Source organism: Sinosporangium siamense (assembly GCF_016863435.1).
GTDB lineage: Bacteria > Actinomycetota > Actinomycetes > Streptosporangiales > Streptosporangiaceae > Sinosporangium > Sinosporangium siamense.
The window spans coordinates 59,265-74,910 of the sequence record NZ_BOOW01000027.1 but is presented as its reverse complement, the minus strand read 5'-3'; the positions used below and the strand labels follow the sequence as shown (position 1 = coordinate 74,910).

Sequence of the window (15,646 nt, the reverse complement as noted above, 5' to 3'; positions counted from 1 at the left end):
GCCTCCACGCGGGGGCCCGGGGCCCGGACACACCTCCGGCCCCGCATCGGGGTGATGCGGGGCCGGAGACGATGGCTAGAGGTATTGACCGGTGTTGGCGACCGTGTCGATCGACCTGCCGGCTTCGGTGCCCTGCTTGCCGGAGACCAGGGTGCGGATGTAGACGATCCGCTCGCCCTTCTTGCCGGAGATGCGGGCCCAGTCGTCGGGGTTGGTGGTGTTGGGGAGGTCTTCGTTCTCGCTGAACTCGTCGACGCAGGCGGCCAGGAGGTGCTGAACGCGCAGGCCCTTGACCCCGGTGTCCAGGAACTCCTTGATCGCCATCTTCTTGCCCCGGTCGACGATGTTCTGGATCATCGCACCGGAGTTGAAGTCCTTGAAGTAGAGGACTTCCTTGTCGCCGTTGGCGTAGGTCACCTCGAGGAAGCGGTTCTCCTCGGTCTCGGTGTACATCCGCTCGACCACGCGCTGGATCATCGCCAGCACGGTCGCCTCTCGGGAAGAACCGTGCTCGCCGAGGTCTTCGGCGTGGAGGGGCAGGGTGGTCGTGATGTACTTCGAGAAGATGTCCTTGGCCGCCTCGGCGTCCGGCCGCTCGATCTTGATCTTGACGTCCAGGCGGCCGGGCCGCAGGATCGCCGGGTCGATCATGTCCTCGCGGTTGGAGGCGCCGATGACGATGACGTTCTCCAGGCCCTCGACGCCGTCGATCTCCGACAGCAGCTGAGGGACGATGGTGTTCTCGACGTCGGAGGAGACGCCGGAACCACGGGTGCGGAAGATCGAGTCCATCTCGTCGAAGAACACGATCACCGGTGTGCCCTCGGAGGCCTTCTCCCGCGCCCGCTGGAAGACGAGCCGGATGTGGCGCTCGGTCTCACCGACGTATTTGTTGAGAAGCTCGGGGCCCTTGATGTTGAGGAAGAAGCTCTTGCCGGACTGGCCGGTCTTCTCCGCGACCTGCTTGGCCAGGGAGTTGGCGACGGCCTTGGCGATGAGCGTCTTGCCGCAGCCGGGCGGGCCGTAGAGCAGCACGCCCTTCGGCGGGCGCAGCTGGTGCTCCCGGAAGAGGTCGGCGTGCAGGTAGGGCAGCTCGATCGCGTCCCTGATGAGCTCGATCTGCCGGGAGAGGCCGCCGATCTCCTCGTAGGAGATGTCGGGCACCTCCTCCAGCACCAGCTCTTCGACCTCGGACTTGGGAATGCGCTCGTAGACGTAGCCCGAGCGGGGTTCCAGCAGCAGGGAGTCACCGGCGCGGATGGGCTGACCGGCCAGCGACTCGGCGAGCCGGACGACGCGCTCCTCGTCGGCGTGGGAGATCACCAGGGCGCGGGCGCCGTCCTCCAGCAACTCCTTGAGCATGACGATCTCGCCCACGGACTCGTAACCGAGGGCTTCGACCACGTTGAGGGCCTCGTTGAGCATGACCTCCTGGCCGCGCCGGAGCGAGGCCACATCGACGGCCGGGCTGGCGTTGACCCGCAGCTTGCGGCCGCCGGTGAACACCTCCACGGTGCCGTCCTCACGGGCTTCAAGGAACACGCCGAAACCGGACGGCGGTTGCGCCAGCCGGTCGACCTCCTCCTTGAGCGCGACAATTTGGTCTCTGGCCTCCTTGAGAGTGGCCACGAGGCGCTCGTTCTGGCCGGTCACGACGGCCAGCTTCTCCTGCGCGTCGTGAAGGCGCTCCTCCAGAACCCTGGCCTGACGAGGGGACTCCGCCAGCTTGCGGCGCAGAGCGGCGATCTCCTCCTGCAGGAAGGAGACCTGTGTTGTGAGGTCGGCGACCTCCCGTTCGCGCTGCGCGGCTCGAGCCTCAGCGTCGTCGCGAGATGCCACGCCGTCACCTCCTTCCCAGTCGAGGGCGACTACTCAAGACCCTACCTATCTCGGAGCTTTCCGTAACCTGGTCGGCGAGGGTTCGCCGGTTACGCCAAGCAACCAGTGATCAGTGGAGCTCTCTCGCCCCGTCCGGCTCCGCGGATCCCGGCCGTGTGGCCGGGGCCGGCGGGAGAGTGCCGGCGGTGAGAGAAGATCCGTTCGTCCGAAGTCCGTCTACTACTGGCAGCATGTGAACACGGCGATGTGTTCCCGCGTCAAGCCCTGCTCACCCCTATTACGGGCGATGCGCTTATCCCTGTGGCCGAATCGTCATATTCCCTCAGCTCCTTTAGCCGGACGCCTGCGCCGCGGCGGCGGGGTGACCCCCTCCGCCATGCGACGGGCGGTGACGAGAAATCCGGTGTGGCCGACCATCCGGTGGTCGGGCCGCACCGCGAGCCCTTCGACATGCCAGTCGCGGATCATGGTCTCCCACGAATGAGGCTCCGTGAAACTCCCGTGTTCCCTCAGAGTCTCCACCGTTCGCGACAACTGTGTTGTGGTCGCTACATAACAGCAGATAACACCGCCGGGCGTAAGAGCCTTGGCCGCCGCGTCGACACACTCCCAGGGGGCGAGCATGTCGAGGACGATCCGGTCGACGTCGACCTCGTCGAGGGCCGCGACGAAGTCGCCCACCACCAGCCGCCACTGCTCCAGCGGCCCGCCGAAGAACTTGTTGACGTTCTTGGTGGCGATCTCCGCGAAGTCGTCGCGCCGCTCGTAGGACGTCACGTGCCCCGTCTCCCCCACCGCGCGCAGCAGGAAGCAGGTCAGCGCGCCGGAGCCGACGCCCGCCTCGACCACGCGGGCCCCGGGGAAGATGTCGGCCAGGCCGACGATCATCGCGGCGTCCTTGGGATAGACCACCGCCGCGCCGCGCGGCATGGACACCGCGTAGTCCTGCAGCAGGTGGCGGAAGGCGAGATAGGCGGTGCCGCCCGAGGAACGCACCACGGATCCCTCGGGCAGTCCGATCAGGTCGTCGTGCGGAATCATCCCCTTATGCGTGTGGAAGACGCCGCCCTCTTTGAGCGTCACCGTATGCCGCTTGTTCTTCGGATCGGTGAGCTGAACCTGATCTCCGGGCTGGAAGGGCCCGTGCCTGCGAAAACCCATGGGCGAAAGGGTATAGCCGATCGCGGCCACCCCGGTCCGGCGTGCTCACCGGCCGGAAAACCGGTTGGTAGCGGACACCGTACGGCTGATACCCATAGAGGATGTTGCCCCTGGACGAAATCATCCCCGCCGGCCCTGTGGTGCTGCGCCCGCTGCACGAGGACGACGCCGACGCGATCGTCCGCGCCTGCACCGATCCAGAGATCGTGCGTTTTATCCCGTTGGTCCCACTGAACTACACCCGCCACGACGCACTGACCTTCCTGGAGCTCGCCAAGGAGAGCAGAAAGGCGGGCGGCGCGGAGCTCGCCATCGGCGACCGGGAGACGGGCGCGTGGCTCGGCAACATCGGGATCAAACCCCCGTCGAGGTACGGCGGTGCCGAGGTGGGCTACATGGTGGCCCCTTGGGCCCGGGGCCGGGGCGTGGCGACCGCCGCGCTGCGCGCCCTCACCGCGCGGGCGTTCGCCGCCGGGCTGCCGCGCACCGAACTGCTGATCGACGTCGAGAACGCCGCGAGCCAGCAGGTGGCGATGGCGGCCGGATACCGCCGCGAGGCCGTGGTGCGGGAGGTCGCGGCGGACCGGTCCGGGCGGCGGGCCGACATGGTGCTCTACAGCAGCCTTCCCGGCGACACGGGCGAGCCCGCCCGCCGGTATCTCCCGCTGTTCCCCGGCGGAGAGCTGACCGACGGGGTGGTACGGCTGGCGCCTCTCGGCCTCGGCGACGCCGTGCCGTACCGCGAGCTGATGAGCGACCCGGACGTCAGGAGCTCCCTCGTGGCGCCGGACGGCCCGACCGCGGCCGAGGTCGAGCGGCGCTGCCGCCACGCGGTCACGGAGTGGCTGGCGGGTGTGCGGGCGGACATCGCGATCAAGGACGCCGCCACGGGGGAGTTCGCCGGGGACCTCCAGCTCGCCAAGGTCGACCCGGTGCTCAGTGAGGCGATGGTCGGCTACAGCCTGGCTCCGGGGCACCGGGGGAAGGGGTTCGCCACCAGGGCGGTGAACCTGCTGGCGGAGTGGGCGTTCAGCCACACGCCGCTGGTGCGGCTGATCGCGGGCACGCTGCCGGGGAACCTCGCCTCGCAGCGGGTCCTCGCGCGGGCCGGCTTCGAGCGGGAGGCCGTGTTGCGCAACGGGCTGCCGGTTCGGGGCGGGGGGCGGGAGGACAACGTGCTGTGGGCTCGCCTGCGGCCGTGAGTCCACTTCCCCGGGCCGCGTTTTCATCCGGCGTCCGGCGTCCGGACGGCGGTGGTGTCCGTCGGGACCGACAAATCGCTCATAGATAACGGGAAACTGATATTTCCTCATAACAGGGTCGCAAGTTTTTGATCTTACGGCGGAGCTTTCGCAGCCTTATCCGGGGTCTTGGGCACACTCCGGGCCCCCGGGTACCACTCGCGATCGACGCGAAGGCTTTCCCTGCCAAGGGAATTCACGGTCAATCAATCGCTTCTACACACTAAATCGTGATATTTCCGTACCCAACGCCTCTGAGCGCCGGGGGACCGGACACGAGTGTCCACGGGCGGCCCAACGGCCACACATCCCCGCACGGCGCCGTATCGGCCCAGCCGTACCGAGTATGGGTCAGCCGTTGGACCGATATACGGCCTGGCTTATAGACGGGCCACGCCGTCCCAAGGACCGCCCCGGAGCCGGAACCGCCGCCCGTCATTTCCGAGCGCGGCAATCAATCCCGCTTTTCAATCCCCATCCTGCTACAAAATGCAAAATAGGCGATCAAAAATCGACCACCAAGGCATACGATCCTCCCGGAACGGGAGAGCAGCCTATGCGCAACTGGCCTTTCGCCGGACGCCGGCGTGAACTCGAGTCGATATCCCGGCTCGCCCAGGACAGGGCGGCCCGGGGTGTGGTGATCGCGGGCCCTGCGGGCGTCGGCAAGACCCGCCTGGCCGCCGAGGTGCTCACGCGGTTCCCCGCCGACCGGGTGACCGTGCTCGCGGTGCGTGCCACCAAGGCCGGCAGCGGCATCCCGAACGGCGCGCTGGCCGACCTCCTGCCGAGCCACACGCCGCCCGGCGTGGCCAACACCCTGCGCTGGACCGCCGACGAGCTCCTGGCGCTCGGCGGGGGCCGTCTGGTGCTGCTCGACGTCGACGACGTCCACCTGCTCGACAGCCACTCCGCCCTCGTCGTCAACTCGCTGGTGCGTTCGGGCCGCGCCAGGCTCATCGCCACCCTGCGCTCCGGGGAACCCGCCCCCGACAGCATCGAGGCGCTGTGGAAGGACGGCCACGTGCACCGCGACGACCTGCGCCCGCTGACCGAGCGGGACGTGCGGGAGATCCTCGCGGCGGCGCTGAACGGCCAGCCCGACGACGCGGCGGTGCAGCACCTTTCAGCGGTGAGCGACGGCAACGCGCTGTTCCTGTCGGAGATCGTGACGTCGGCTCTGGCCTGCGGAGCGCTGCGCCCGGAACACGGCATGTGGAAGCTGGCCGCCCTCCCACCCCTGGCGCCCCGCCTGGTCGACCTCATCCACAACGCATCGGGGCGCTGTCGCGCGATCTCAAGGCCGTCCTGGAATACACCGCGTTCGCCGAGCCGGTGAGCACCCGGATGCTGACCGCCCTGACCTCCGAGCACGCCGTCCTGCTGGCCGAGGAGCGCGGCCTCATCCGCGTCGTCGTCGACGGCCGCCGCGAGACCGCGAGCCTCGGCCACCCGCTGTACGGCGAGGTCGCCAGGGAACGCTGCCCCGAACTCCGCAGGCGCAGGCGCCACGCCGACCTTGCGGTGGAGCTGGAGCGTTCTGGGCTACGGCGCCGCGAGGACCGCCTGCGCGCGACCGCATGGCGGCTGGAGAGCGGCATGACGGCCTCCCCCCGGCTGCTGATGTCGGCGACCAGGCTGGCGTGGTCCGCGCACGACTACCCGCTCGCGCAGCGGCTCGGCCGGGCCGCGCTCGCCGAGGGCGGCGGGGCCTCGGCCGCGATCCTGCTGGCCACGCTGCTGGACTTCGCCCAGCAGCCCGACGAGGCCAAGCGTGTGCTCGACTCGGTGGAGGAGCCGGGCGACGAGGAGACCCGGGTCGAGCTGGTCCTCGCCAGGGCGGGCAACCTGGCCTGGGGCATGAACCTCCGCCCCCAGGCCGACGCGCTGCTCGACCGGGCGGAGTCGGCTCACTACGCGGAGCCGTACCTCACGCGCATCACCGTGCACCGCCTCGCGCTCGCCGCCTCGGCCGCCGAGCCGGCGGCGGCGCTGGAGCTCGCCCGCAGGGTGCCGCTCCACGCGCTGCCGGCCCCGCTGCGCGCGCAGGCCCTCAACGCCACAGCGCTGGCCCTCTGCTACGCGGGCCGCACCGCGGAGGCGGCCGAGAAGGTGCGTACGGCTCTCGCGGAGGCGAACGCCTGGCGCGACACCATCCCCGCGCTCATCTCGCCGCTGCACTCGACGTGGGCGCTGTGCGGCTACTTCGCGGGGGACCTGGCCATGATCGACGAGGCCGTCGCCTCCCTGACGGCCGCGGCCGCCGGGCAGCGCGGGTGGTCGCAGGGCGAGGGCAGCCTGTCCCTGGCCCGGGGCCACGCGGCGACCCTGCGCGGCGAGCTGGATCTCGCGATGCGCGCCCTGCACGGGCCGGCCGGGCACACCGCGCTCACCGTCGGCGGCTGCATGGGCGCCTACGCAGCGGTCCAGGCCCTGCGCGGCGAGGCCGCGGCGGCGGCCGAGACGCTCCAGGCGGCGGTCGCCCGCAACCGGACCACATGGACCGCGTTCACCCGGTGGGTCGCCATGACCCGCGTGTGGATCGCGGCGGCAGGCGGCGACGGCGGACGCGCGGCCGAGCTCGCGGTGTCGGCCGCCGGGGACTGCCGCCTGGCGGGCCTGCCGGGCTTTGAGTTCGTGTCCCTGCACGACGCGGTACGGCTGGGCCGGCCCGAGGTGGCCGCCGACCGGCTGGCCGAGCTGGCCGCGACCCACGACGGGCCGCGGGTGCGGCTCGCGGCGCGGCACGCCCGCGCCCTGGCGGACGGCGACGGACAGGCGCTGGCCGAGGTGGCGGCGGGGTTCGCCGGGCTCGGGCTGCGCCTGCACGCCGCCGAGGCCGCCGCGCAGGCCGCGGTCTGCCTGCGCCGCGCGGGCCGCGAACGGGCGGCGCGGGCCGCGGAGACCGAGTCGTGGTCGCTGGCCTCCGCCTGCCAGGGCCCCGACACACCGGCGCTGCGCACACTGGCGGCGCCCGACCTGACCGCGCGTGAGCTGGAGGTCGCGCTGCTGACGGCGGCGGGCCTGAGCCATCGGGAGATCGCCGAGAAACTCGTGATCTCCATGCGCACGGCGATGAACCACCGCAACCAGGTCTACATGAAGCTCGGTGTGCACAGCCCCGCCGAACTCGCCCGCCTCCTCAGCCGCTTCCGCCGTCTCCCCCGTCCCACGGGCCCCCGCCGCAGCCTGAAGAGAGGCAACCCGGCGAGCCCGCCGTAAAGCTGATCGCAGCTCGGGTGGCGATGGGGGATCTCGGCGGTCTCGTTATGTGCCGGCGAGTGGCGCAAGGCCGGCCGCTCCCAGGAGGTCCGAGTTCCGGACGACGCCCGACGTGCACGGCGCGCCCTTCCGGGCGGCTGACGGGCACAGGTAAGTCAAGCCTTACCTTTCGCGGAACTTGGTCGCATAGTGGAGGGCCTTGACGAGGGAAAGGTCGGCTACTGGTGAGGTTCGACGACGACGGCGCGCGTCAGGCGGAGGCGGAGCAGCGTCACGTGACCGCCGTTTACCACCTCCTGGACGAGCGGCTCGCGGACGCGCGGGCGCGGCTGGCGGACGTGCTGCGGGCGGAGGCGGCCGGTCCGGGTGAGATATACGCGCGAGAGGCCGCGGCGGGGCACCTGGCCGGCCGGGTCCGGCATCTGGAGGGGGCCGAGGAGGGGCTCGTCTTCGGCCGGATCGACGCGGCGGACGGGACGGTGCTGCACCTCGGGCGGATCGGCCTGCGCACGGACGGCGGCGAGACGCCCTTACTGGTCGACTGGCGGGCCGAGGCGGCGCGGCCGTTCTACGAGGCGACGCCGCTGCGCCCGCTGGGATTGAGGCGCCGCCGCCACCTGCGTGTCGAGGACCGCCGGGTGCGGGCGGTGAGCGACGAACTCCTGGACGGCTCGCCGGCGGCGGCCGGCGATGTCGTGGGCGACGGCCCGCTGGCGCGGGCGCTCGAGGCCGGGCGGACGGGGCGGATGCGGGCCGCGGTGGCGACGCTGCAGGCCGAGCAGGACACGATCGTGCGCTCCGCGCACCGGGGAGTGACGGTGGTGCAGGGCGGCCCCGGCACGGGCAAGACGGTGGTCGCGCTGCACCGGGCCGCCTATGTGCTGTACGCGTTCCCGCGCGTTGCCGAGCAGGGCGTGCTTATCCTCGGCCCGAACACGCGCTTCCTCGACTACATCTCCCAGGTCCTCCCCTCCCTCGGGGAGAACGGCGCCGTCCTCGCGACCTGCACCGGCCTCGCGCCGGTGACACCCGCCGACGCGGAGCCCCCCGAGACGGCCCGCCTCAAGGGCACGGCCGGCCTGGCGGACGCCCTCTCGGCCGTGGTCCGCTCCCGCCAGGCCCCGCACCGCCGCTTCGCCGTACCGGTGGGAAAGGAGGTGGTCCGCCTGCCGCGCGAGGACGTGACCAGGGCACGGGAGGCGGCCGTCACGAGCGGCCTGGCGCACAACCCGGCCGGGGCGCTGTTCAAGCGGTACCTCGCCGACATGGTCACCGGCGCCGTGGAGCGCGCGATGATCGCCGACCTCGCGGCCATGGACGCCGAGGCCGTGGAGAGCACCGGGCTCAATCTCGACGAGGCCGTCGAGGCCGACCTGCGCGCTCTCGGCTTCGACGGCGCACAGGACGCGGCGCCGGCGGAGGAGTTCGACGCGGACGCCGTTCGCGCCGCCCTGCTCGGCGATTCCCGCTTCGACCGGGCGGTCGCGGCGCTGTGGCCGCGGCTGACTCCCGAGACCGTCGTCCGCGCCCTCCTGGAGGACGCCGAGGCGATGGCCCTCCACCTGCCCTCGCTGACCGAGCGGGAGCGCTCCCGGCTGCTGCGCACCCCGGGTGCCGGCTGGACCGACGCCGACGCCGTGCTGCTGGACGAGGCCGCGGCCCTGGTGGAGGGTCCTCCAGGGCGCACCTTCGGGCACGTGGTCGTCGACGAGGCGCAGGAGCTGACCGCCATGCAGTGGCGTATGGCCTTGCGCCGCTGCCCTTCCCGGTCGATGACCCTGGTCGGCGACTTCGCCCAGGCAGGCCCCGCGGCGACGGCGCGCACCTGGGCGGAGGCGCTGGAACCGCACCTGGGCACCAGGTATGCCCTGCACACGCTGACCATCGGCTACCGCAGCACCCACGAGATCCTCGCCGCCACCCGCGACCTGCTCGCCCGGATCGCCCCCGGCCAGACGCCGAGCCGCGCGCTCCGCCACGGCCCGCTCCCCCGCGAACTCACCGCCCACCGGGACACGATCACCGCCGTGCTGGCGTCCGAGCTGCGGGCCCAGGCCGCGGCGCACCCGGGCGACCTCCTCGCGGTGATCTGCGCGGACACCCGGGCGGCCGGCCTGGCCGCCGCCGGAATCGGCCGGTGGGCCCGCATCGTGCCGGCCTCCCATGTCCGCGGCCTGGAATTCGACGCCGTGCTCCTCGTCGACCCGCCGGAGATCGTCGCGGCCCGCCCCGGTGGCGAACGCGACCTGTACGTCGGCCTCACCCGTGCCACCAAACGGCTCTGCACCATCACCGTCCAGCCGGCATGCCGGGAGCAACCCTCGCCGTGCGGGACCTGTGTCCGCGCCGGTCAGGCGACGAGCGCCGGGCCACCGGATTCAGAAGGATAGACCTCCATCACCTTTTACTACCAAGCGCTCACTTGTGTACTGCGGACCCGCATTGAACGGGTACGGCCTACTCATGACGGCACACCAAGGAACAGTCACGCTGCGGTAATGGACGGCCATGTCGACACCGGCGTCGGAGGCGTGACCGAGCTGCGGATCCACGGGGTCTCCGGCTCGCCCCCCGACCAGATGCTCCAGCACCCCCACCCCCGGCGGGTCGCGGGGGACGCGACGACGGGCTTCTACCGCCGCTGGTCCCCCTCGGGCCCCTCCCCCGACATCCCGGGGCGGCCCCGCCGCGAGGCGTACGCCTGGGGGCCGCTCACCTCCGGCGGGCAGAGCCCCGGCAGCCGCGTCTACGCCCTCTGGCTCCTGCTCCTGCCGTTCGCTCTCGCCAATCTCGCGCACTTCATGGCTCCGCGCCCGGTGACGGACACCCACCCGGTGTTCAAGGCGCTCAGGCACCTCGGCGAGATGGCGCAGCGGCTCTTCGCGCTCGGCCTGACCGCCACCCTCACCATGGGGGCCCTCCGCATCTGCGTCGACCTGATCGGCTGGCAGTGCACCGCCCCCGGCCGCATCTGCGCGGCCCCGGGAGCGGCCGTATGGCTCCAGTGGCTGGCCGAGACGTGGCCGGATCAGGCGTCCCGCCGGCTCGCGGTCTGCGCGCTGGTGCCGTGCCTGCTGGCGGCGCTGCTGTGGGCGCTCGCCCGCCACACCTGGACGCGCAACGAGTGCACCGAGGCCCCCGGTGCCGACGGCGAGGGCAACGCCCTGCTGGCACGGTCACGGCTCTGGAACGGCGAACGCCCGGTCCACCGGCTGCGCATCCTGCACACGGGCCTCATGCCGGCGCTCATCGTGCTCGCGGTGGCTCTGCCGTTCGCCGCGGCCGATCCCGCCGCGCGGGGGCTCGCCACGGCGGGGACGACCCTGCTCGCGCTGATCGCGCTGCTGACGGCGCTCCCCGCGACCGCCCGGCGGATCGCCGCCTCCGAAGGGGAGCCACGCGGCGAGCGACGCCTCCGCCTCGCCTGCCATACGCTGCGGACCGCCGCCTGGGCGGTGCTCGCGGGCACCTTGGTGCTCGCGTGGCGCGGGTTCGAGAGCGGGCCGCCCCGGAGCCATCTGGCCGAGCTGTCGGTGATGGGGACCGTGCTGTTCTGGTCGGTGATCGCGCTGGCCGCGGTGGTGGGGGTGGCCACGGCGGCCGCCGCCGTACGGCACCGCCCGAAAGCACCCGAGGGCCGCGAACTCGGCGAGGCGCGGGCGGCGGGCGGCCTGGCCTGCTGGCTGGTGCTGGTGTTCGCCGGGTGGGTGGCCGCAGGGTTCAGCCTGGGTGCCTCCCTGTGGGCGGCCGACCTGCTCGGCACACCCGCCTTCCCCCGGCAGGGCGGCCCCGGCGGCCGGGTGGGGGACCTGCTGTTCCTGCCCGACGCGTATTGGTGGACGGCCATGTCGCTGCCGGTCGTGTCGTTCGTGCTCGGCTTGAGCCTGCTGGCCCTGATGGCCCGGACGTTCCGGCTGGCGGCGCTGCGGAGCAGGGCCTCCGCGGGCGGGGCCTACGGCGGCGACCCGCCGGGGTGGGCGCTCGCCTCCCTCACCGACGCCGCCGGGCGGGTGCTCTCGCTCGTCACGCTGGTCGCGGTCACCGCGCTCAGCACGGTCGTGGTGCTGGCCCTCACCGAGCGCACGCCGGTATCGTTCGCGCCGCCGACCCTGCTGGCGACGTTCGGCACCTTCGGCATGGTCGCGCTGATCGCCGGGCTCGTCCTGCTCCAGCGGCAGGTGTCCCGCGACCCAGAGGCCCGCCGGATCGTCGGCGTCCTGTGGGACGTGGCCACCTTCTGGCCGCGCGCCACCCACCCGCTGGCGCCGCCGTGCTATGCCGAGCGGGTAGTGCCCGAACTCGTGGAGCGGGTCACGACGCTGATCTCGGGCAAGGACGACGTGGTCGTGCTGTCCGGGCACAGCCAGGGCAGCGTCATCGCGGTCGCGGTCGTGCTGCGTCTCCCGCCCGCCACGCGGGACAAGGTGCGGCTGCTCACCCACGGATCGCCGCTGCGCCGCCTCTACTCGGCCTTCTTCCCCGCGTATTTCGGCTCCGAGGCCATGGGCGAGGCACGGCGGCTGCTCGGGGACGGCCACTGGCGCAACCTCTACCGGCCGACCGACCCGATCGCCGGCCCGGTGTTCGAGCGTTGCGACCCCGAGAACGGCACAGCCCGCGACGGCGCGATAGACCGCTTCCTGTGGGACCCGTCACCCCCCGCCGGCCACGGAGGCAAACCCGGCCCGCTGCTCGGCCACGCCGACTATTTCGACGACAAGGAGTACGGCGAAAGCCTCGCCCACCTGACGAAGCCGCAGGTGGCGGCTCCGCTGCGGGAGCCCTCCACGCCAGGCGCCCCGTGAGCCGCCGCACGCCGGGCGGACCGGGTGGGGCGAACCCCTGTCCGAACGGGGCTCTTTGATGAACAATCTCTCATGAACACCGAGAGGCGCCCGCGCCCGGCCAGGGGGTTGGGCGCGGCGTCTCTCAAACCGCCCCTCCCCCGCCCGCCGGTGCTGCCCCGGCGCCACCACGCCTCGGACGAGCCAGGTGCAGGAGCGGGGCACGCTCGGTCGGCGGACCGACGATGGTCCGGGGGTCTACCAGTCGCGGTGGCCGTCGTAGCGCATTGTCCTTGAGACGCCGATGCGGACGATCGTGCCGGGCAGGATGGTGATGGCCTCGTTGGGGGGGATGTCGTAGAAGTTGGGGTCGCCGGGAGGCTGGATCTGGGTGCCGTTCACGGACCCCAGGTCGACCAGGTTGACGTCCCAGTTGTCCAGGGCGACACGGAGGTGGCGGCGGGAGACCGAGCCGTCGGGGCTTGTCACCTTGGCCGGCTTGGCGGTGCCGCCGGCGACCTCGGGGGCGCGGTCGGGGTCGCGGCCGAGCAGGTAGTCGGAGTCCAGGCGCAGGCTTGTGCCGTCGTCGAGCACCAGCAGGCCGAGCGGCGGGCGCGGCCCCTGGTACGGCACGAGCGTGCTCTGCACGAGGGGCACATTGCAGACGGCGCAGTAGGGCGCGTGAGGCGTGTTGAAGTGGTCGTTCTTGCAGTCCACCCCGTAGACCAGGGGGCCGGGGCCGGGCTGCATGGGGCCGTCGGAGGCGGGTCCCTCGGCGGCCGGGGCGGGCTCCATCTGGGACTCGGCGTAGGGCTGCTGGTCCGCGAACGGCGGCTGGTCCCCGAAGGGCGGTGAGTCGGGGAACGGTTGCGAGTCGGGGAACCTGCCGTCGCCGTGGGCGTCCTGGCCGCCGTCCGCCCAATGCTCCTCGGCGTCGGCGCCGACCGGTGCGCCTATCGGGATCGGGCCCGAGGGGGAGCCCAGGTCGGGGCCGGAGGGGGCGGGCAGCGGCGGGAGCGAGTCCGCCGGGGACGGGTAGGGCGGCTGGGAGTCGTGGCGCGCGGGAAGCACTTCCGACTGGGACATGCCGAACGGCGGCGGCGCCGGGTGGTGCTGGGTGGACTCCTGCCAGATCGGCTCGGGACGGGCGGCGGGCTCGGGACGCGCCGGCTCCTGGTAGTAGTCGGGGGCGGCCTCACCCATCGGGTAGGGCGCCATGGGCGCGGCCTGCGGCGCGTCGTTCCTCGCGGCGGCGGGCGCCTCGACTCTCGTGGGGGCGGCGCCGAGCTCGCCGGTGCGAAGGCCGCCGCCCACGACCACGCCGGCGTCCAGGCGGGCGAGGGGGTGGGGTGAACCCGCGCCGGGCAGGAGCAGCTCGACCCGGCTCGCCGGGCCGGGCACGAGCCGGTCGGTCCAGGTGAGGGCGTCGCGGCCGGCCAGGTGCACCTCGCCGTCGCCACCGCCCACCACCGCCGAGGCGGCCCCGCTCACCAGCACGGCCACACCGCCGGCTGCCGGGCCGGCCACCGCGCAGGCCACGGGTTCGCCCATCATGGCCCGGGCCAGCAATTGGGCGACCCTGCGGGCGAGCGCGCGGCCGTCGTCGCCGGCGGCGACCGTCTCGCGCAGCGCCGCGATCAAGTCGGCGGTGGTGTCGCTGTCGGCATCGCAAACCAGCAGCAACCCGCCCACGTGGGCGACCAGTCCGCTACCGGGAAGTGGGCAGACCTCCCCAAAGCCCTGATCGGTCACAGAACTCTCCCTCCCCGGAAACGACCTCTATAACGGACGGCCCCGCACCGGGCCGTAGCAAAAAGGTACAGAAAACAAGTTTCAGGCACGAACGTGGCATAACCGACCGACGGTCCTCACAATGTGTGTTCTTCATTATGAGGAGCCGACCTGATCACTCCACCAGAACCTTAGTCCCGGTCCGCCCCTGAATCGAGTGGGAACGGAGGGATGGACCGGCCCAGGATCACACGCCGGCGAACACCTTGTTGACGTCGGACGTCGCGAGCACGCCGAAGATCTCGCCGCCCCGCTCCACAAGCAGGTATTCACCCGCGGGAGCGTCGCGCATCGCGTCGATCAGCGACTCCCCCGACAGGTCGGCGGCGAGCACCAGCGACGGCTCCAGGCTGCGGGCCAGCGAACCGACCGTGACCCACGGCCGGCGCTGCTCCGGCGTCGACTCGACGGCCACCTCGTTGACGATGGCGACCGGCCGTCCCTCGTGGTCGACCACCACCAGCGCCCCCGCCTGCGCGTCGGCCGCCCGGCGCAGCGCCTCGGCGAGCGGGGTCTCGGCGGTCACCGCGATGGCCCGCCGCGCCAGAGCGCGGGCGTTGACCTGCGGGATGCGCGCCCGGACCCGCGCCACGCGCAGTGACTGGGTGGCGCCGAACCAGATGAAGGACGCGAGCAGCACCGACCAGATGATGTATTCCCACCCGGGGCTCTGGCCGGTCATGAGGCCCAGCACGAACGGCACGGCCACGAGGACGATCGCCAGGCCGCGGCCGGTCCAGGCCGCCGCGATGGTGCCCGAGCCGGGGTTGCGGGTCGCCTTCCACACGCCCGCCCGCAACATGCGCCCGCCGTCGAGCGGCAGCCCCGGCAGCAGGTTGAACACCCCGACCACCAGGTTGGCCACCCAGAGCTGCCAGGTCAGCACCGACAAGACGCCGCCGGGCGGCACCACCATGACGTCGAGGACGAACCCGATGCCGCCCAGGCCCAGCGACAGCGCCGGCCCGGCGAAGGCCACCATGAACTCCCGGCCAGGCGTCTCGGGCTCGCGCTCGATCTCCGAGACGCCCCCTAGCAGGTAGAGGGTGATGCGCCGGACGGGCAGGCCGTACATCTTGGCCACCACGCAGTGCGCCAGCTCATGCAGCAGCACCGAAAGGTAGAGCAGCACGGCGAAGGCGAAGGCCACCCCGTAGCTCGCGACGGCGCTGATGTCGGGCAGGCGACTCTGGAACGCCGGCGCGAAGGTGATGGTGATGAACGCCGCGACAATGAACCAGGTCGGGGAGACATAAACCGGGATCCCGAAAGGCCGGCCCATCCGCAGCCCTGGGGTGTCCTGTCTGGGGCTCTGGGCGCTCACTGGTCTCTTCACCGCTCCTGGAATCGTGGTCCTCGTCCACGATGCTACGCGCATAGAGGCGGGAATCCGCCGATCCGGTGCCCCAACCCGACCCGCGAAGACGCGTAGAGACACCCGGCACGGTCCGCGGAGGCGGGTGGCGGCATCCAGGGAGGAATCCGACACCGCCTACCGAACCGCATAAGGCCCCCGACGCGGCCCGCTGCGGCGCATCAGGCCACCCTGCGCGACCCGCCAAGGCGCAAAGGGCACCCGACACGCCGCCGAGGCGCATTGACGCACCC

Annotated in this window: 9 protein-coding genes; 5 read left to right on the top strand and 4 right to left on the bottom strand. The window is 72.2% G+C overall.

Annotation, left to right across the window (positions count from 1 at the left end):
• Nucleotides 1-75: 75 nt before the first annotated feature.
• Both arc and Ssi02_RS20020 read right to left on the bottom strand, forming a co-directional pair.
• Complete coding sequence (arc, locus tag Ssi02_RS20025; RefSeq protein ID WP_204027584.1) at nt 76-1,839, bottom strand: proteasome ATPase; 1,764 nt, start codon at nt 1,837-1,839, stop codon at nt 76-78.
• Between the two features lie 312 nt (nt 1,840-2,151).
• Nucleotides 2,152-3,000 (bottom strand): tRNA (adenine-N1)-methyltransferase, encoded by an 849-nt coding sequence (locus Ssi02_RS20020; RefSeq protein WP_204027582.1) that lies wholly within the window; start codon nt 2,998-3,000, stop codon nt 2,152-2,154.
• 104 nt (nt 3,001-3,104) lie between these two features.
• Here Ssi02_RS20020 and Ssi02_RS20015 point away from each other — a divergent pair, with 104 nt between their 5' ends.
• The 5 genes from Ssi02_RS20015 (at nt 3,105) to Ssi02_RS19995 (ending at nt 12,268) form a co-directional block, all read left to right on the top strand.
• A complete protein-coding gene (locus Ssi02_RS20015; protein WP_239129143.1) occupies nt 3,105-4,202 on the top strand; it encodes a GNAT family N-acetyltransferase in 1,098 nt (365 codons plus the stop codon).
• A 595-nt stretch (nt 4,203-4,797) separates the two neighbouring features.
• Complete coding sequence (locus Ssi02_RS20010) at nt 4,798-5,580, top strand: AAA family ATPase (RefSeq protein WP_204027578.1); 783 nt, start codon at nt 4,798-4,800, stop codon at nt 5,578-5,580.
• A gap of 8 nt (nt 5,581-5,588) precedes the next feature.
• Nucleotides 5,589-7,463: a helix-turn-helix transcriptional regulator gene (locus tag Ssi02_RS20005; RefSeq protein ID WP_204027577.1), complete on the top strand. Its 1,875-nt coding sequence runs from the start codon at nt 5,589-5,591 to the stop codon at nt 7,461-7,463.
• Nucleotides 7,464-7,687: 224 nt separating this feature from the next.
• A complete protein-coding gene (locus tag Ssi02_RS20000; RefSeq protein ID WP_239129141.1) occupies nt 7,688-9,853 on the top strand; it encodes a HelD family protein in 2,166 nt (721 codons plus the stop codon).
• A 108-nt stretch (nt 9,854-9,961) separates the two neighbouring features.
• The gene (locus Ssi02_RS19995) at nt 9,962-12,268 is read left to right on the top strand and encodes a hypothetical protein (protein ID WP_204027574.1); all 2,307 of its coding nucleotides are present in this window, start codon (nt 9,962-9,964) and stop codon (nt 12,266-12,268) included.
• A 237-nt stretch (nt 12,269-12,505) separates the two neighbouring features.
• Here Ssi02_RS19995 and Ssi02_RS19990 read toward each other — a convergent pair whose 3' ends face one another.
• Both Ssi02_RS19990 and Ssi02_RS19985 read right to left on the bottom strand, forming a co-directional pair.
• Nucleotides 12,506-13,999, bottom strand: coding sequence for an FHA domain-containing protein (locus Ssi02_RS19990; protein ID WP_204027572.1), 1,494 nt, complete (start codon nt 13,997-13,999; stop codon nt 12,506-12,508).
• Nucleotides 14,000-14,225: 226 nt separating this feature from the next.
• The gene (locus Ssi02_RS19985) at nt 14,226-15,320 is read right to left on the bottom strand and encodes a site-2 protease family protein (RefSeq protein ID WP_204027909.1); all 1,095 of its coding nucleotides are present in this window, start codon (nt 15,318-15,320) and stop codon (nt 14,226-14,228) included.
• Nucleotides 15,321-15,646 lie beyond the last annotated feature (326 nt).

Excerpts from the sequence above, each read along its gene's own strand:
- Ssi02_RS19985 (WP_204027909.1), bottom strand. The coding sequence starts at position 15,320 with ATGGGCCGGCCTTTCGGGATCCCGGTTTATGTCTCCCCGACCTGGTTC.
- Ssi02_RS20005 (WP_204027577.1), top strand. The coding sequence starts at position 5,589 with ATGCTGACCGCCCTGACCTCCGAGCACGCCGTCCTGCTGGCCGAGGAG.
- Ssi02_RS20010 (WP_204027578.1), top strand. The coding sequence starts at position 4,798 with ATGCGCAACTGGCCTTTCGCCGGACGCCGGCGTGAACTCGAGTCGATA.
- Ssi02_RS19995 (WP_204027574.1), top strand. The coding sequence starts at position 9,962 with ATGGACGGCCATGTCGACACCGGCGTCGGAGGCGTGACCGAGCTGCGG.
- Ssi02_RS20020 (WP_204027582.1), bottom strand. The coding sequence starts at position 3,000 with ATGGGTTTTCGCAGGCACGGGCCCTTCCAGCCCGGAGATCAGGTTCAG.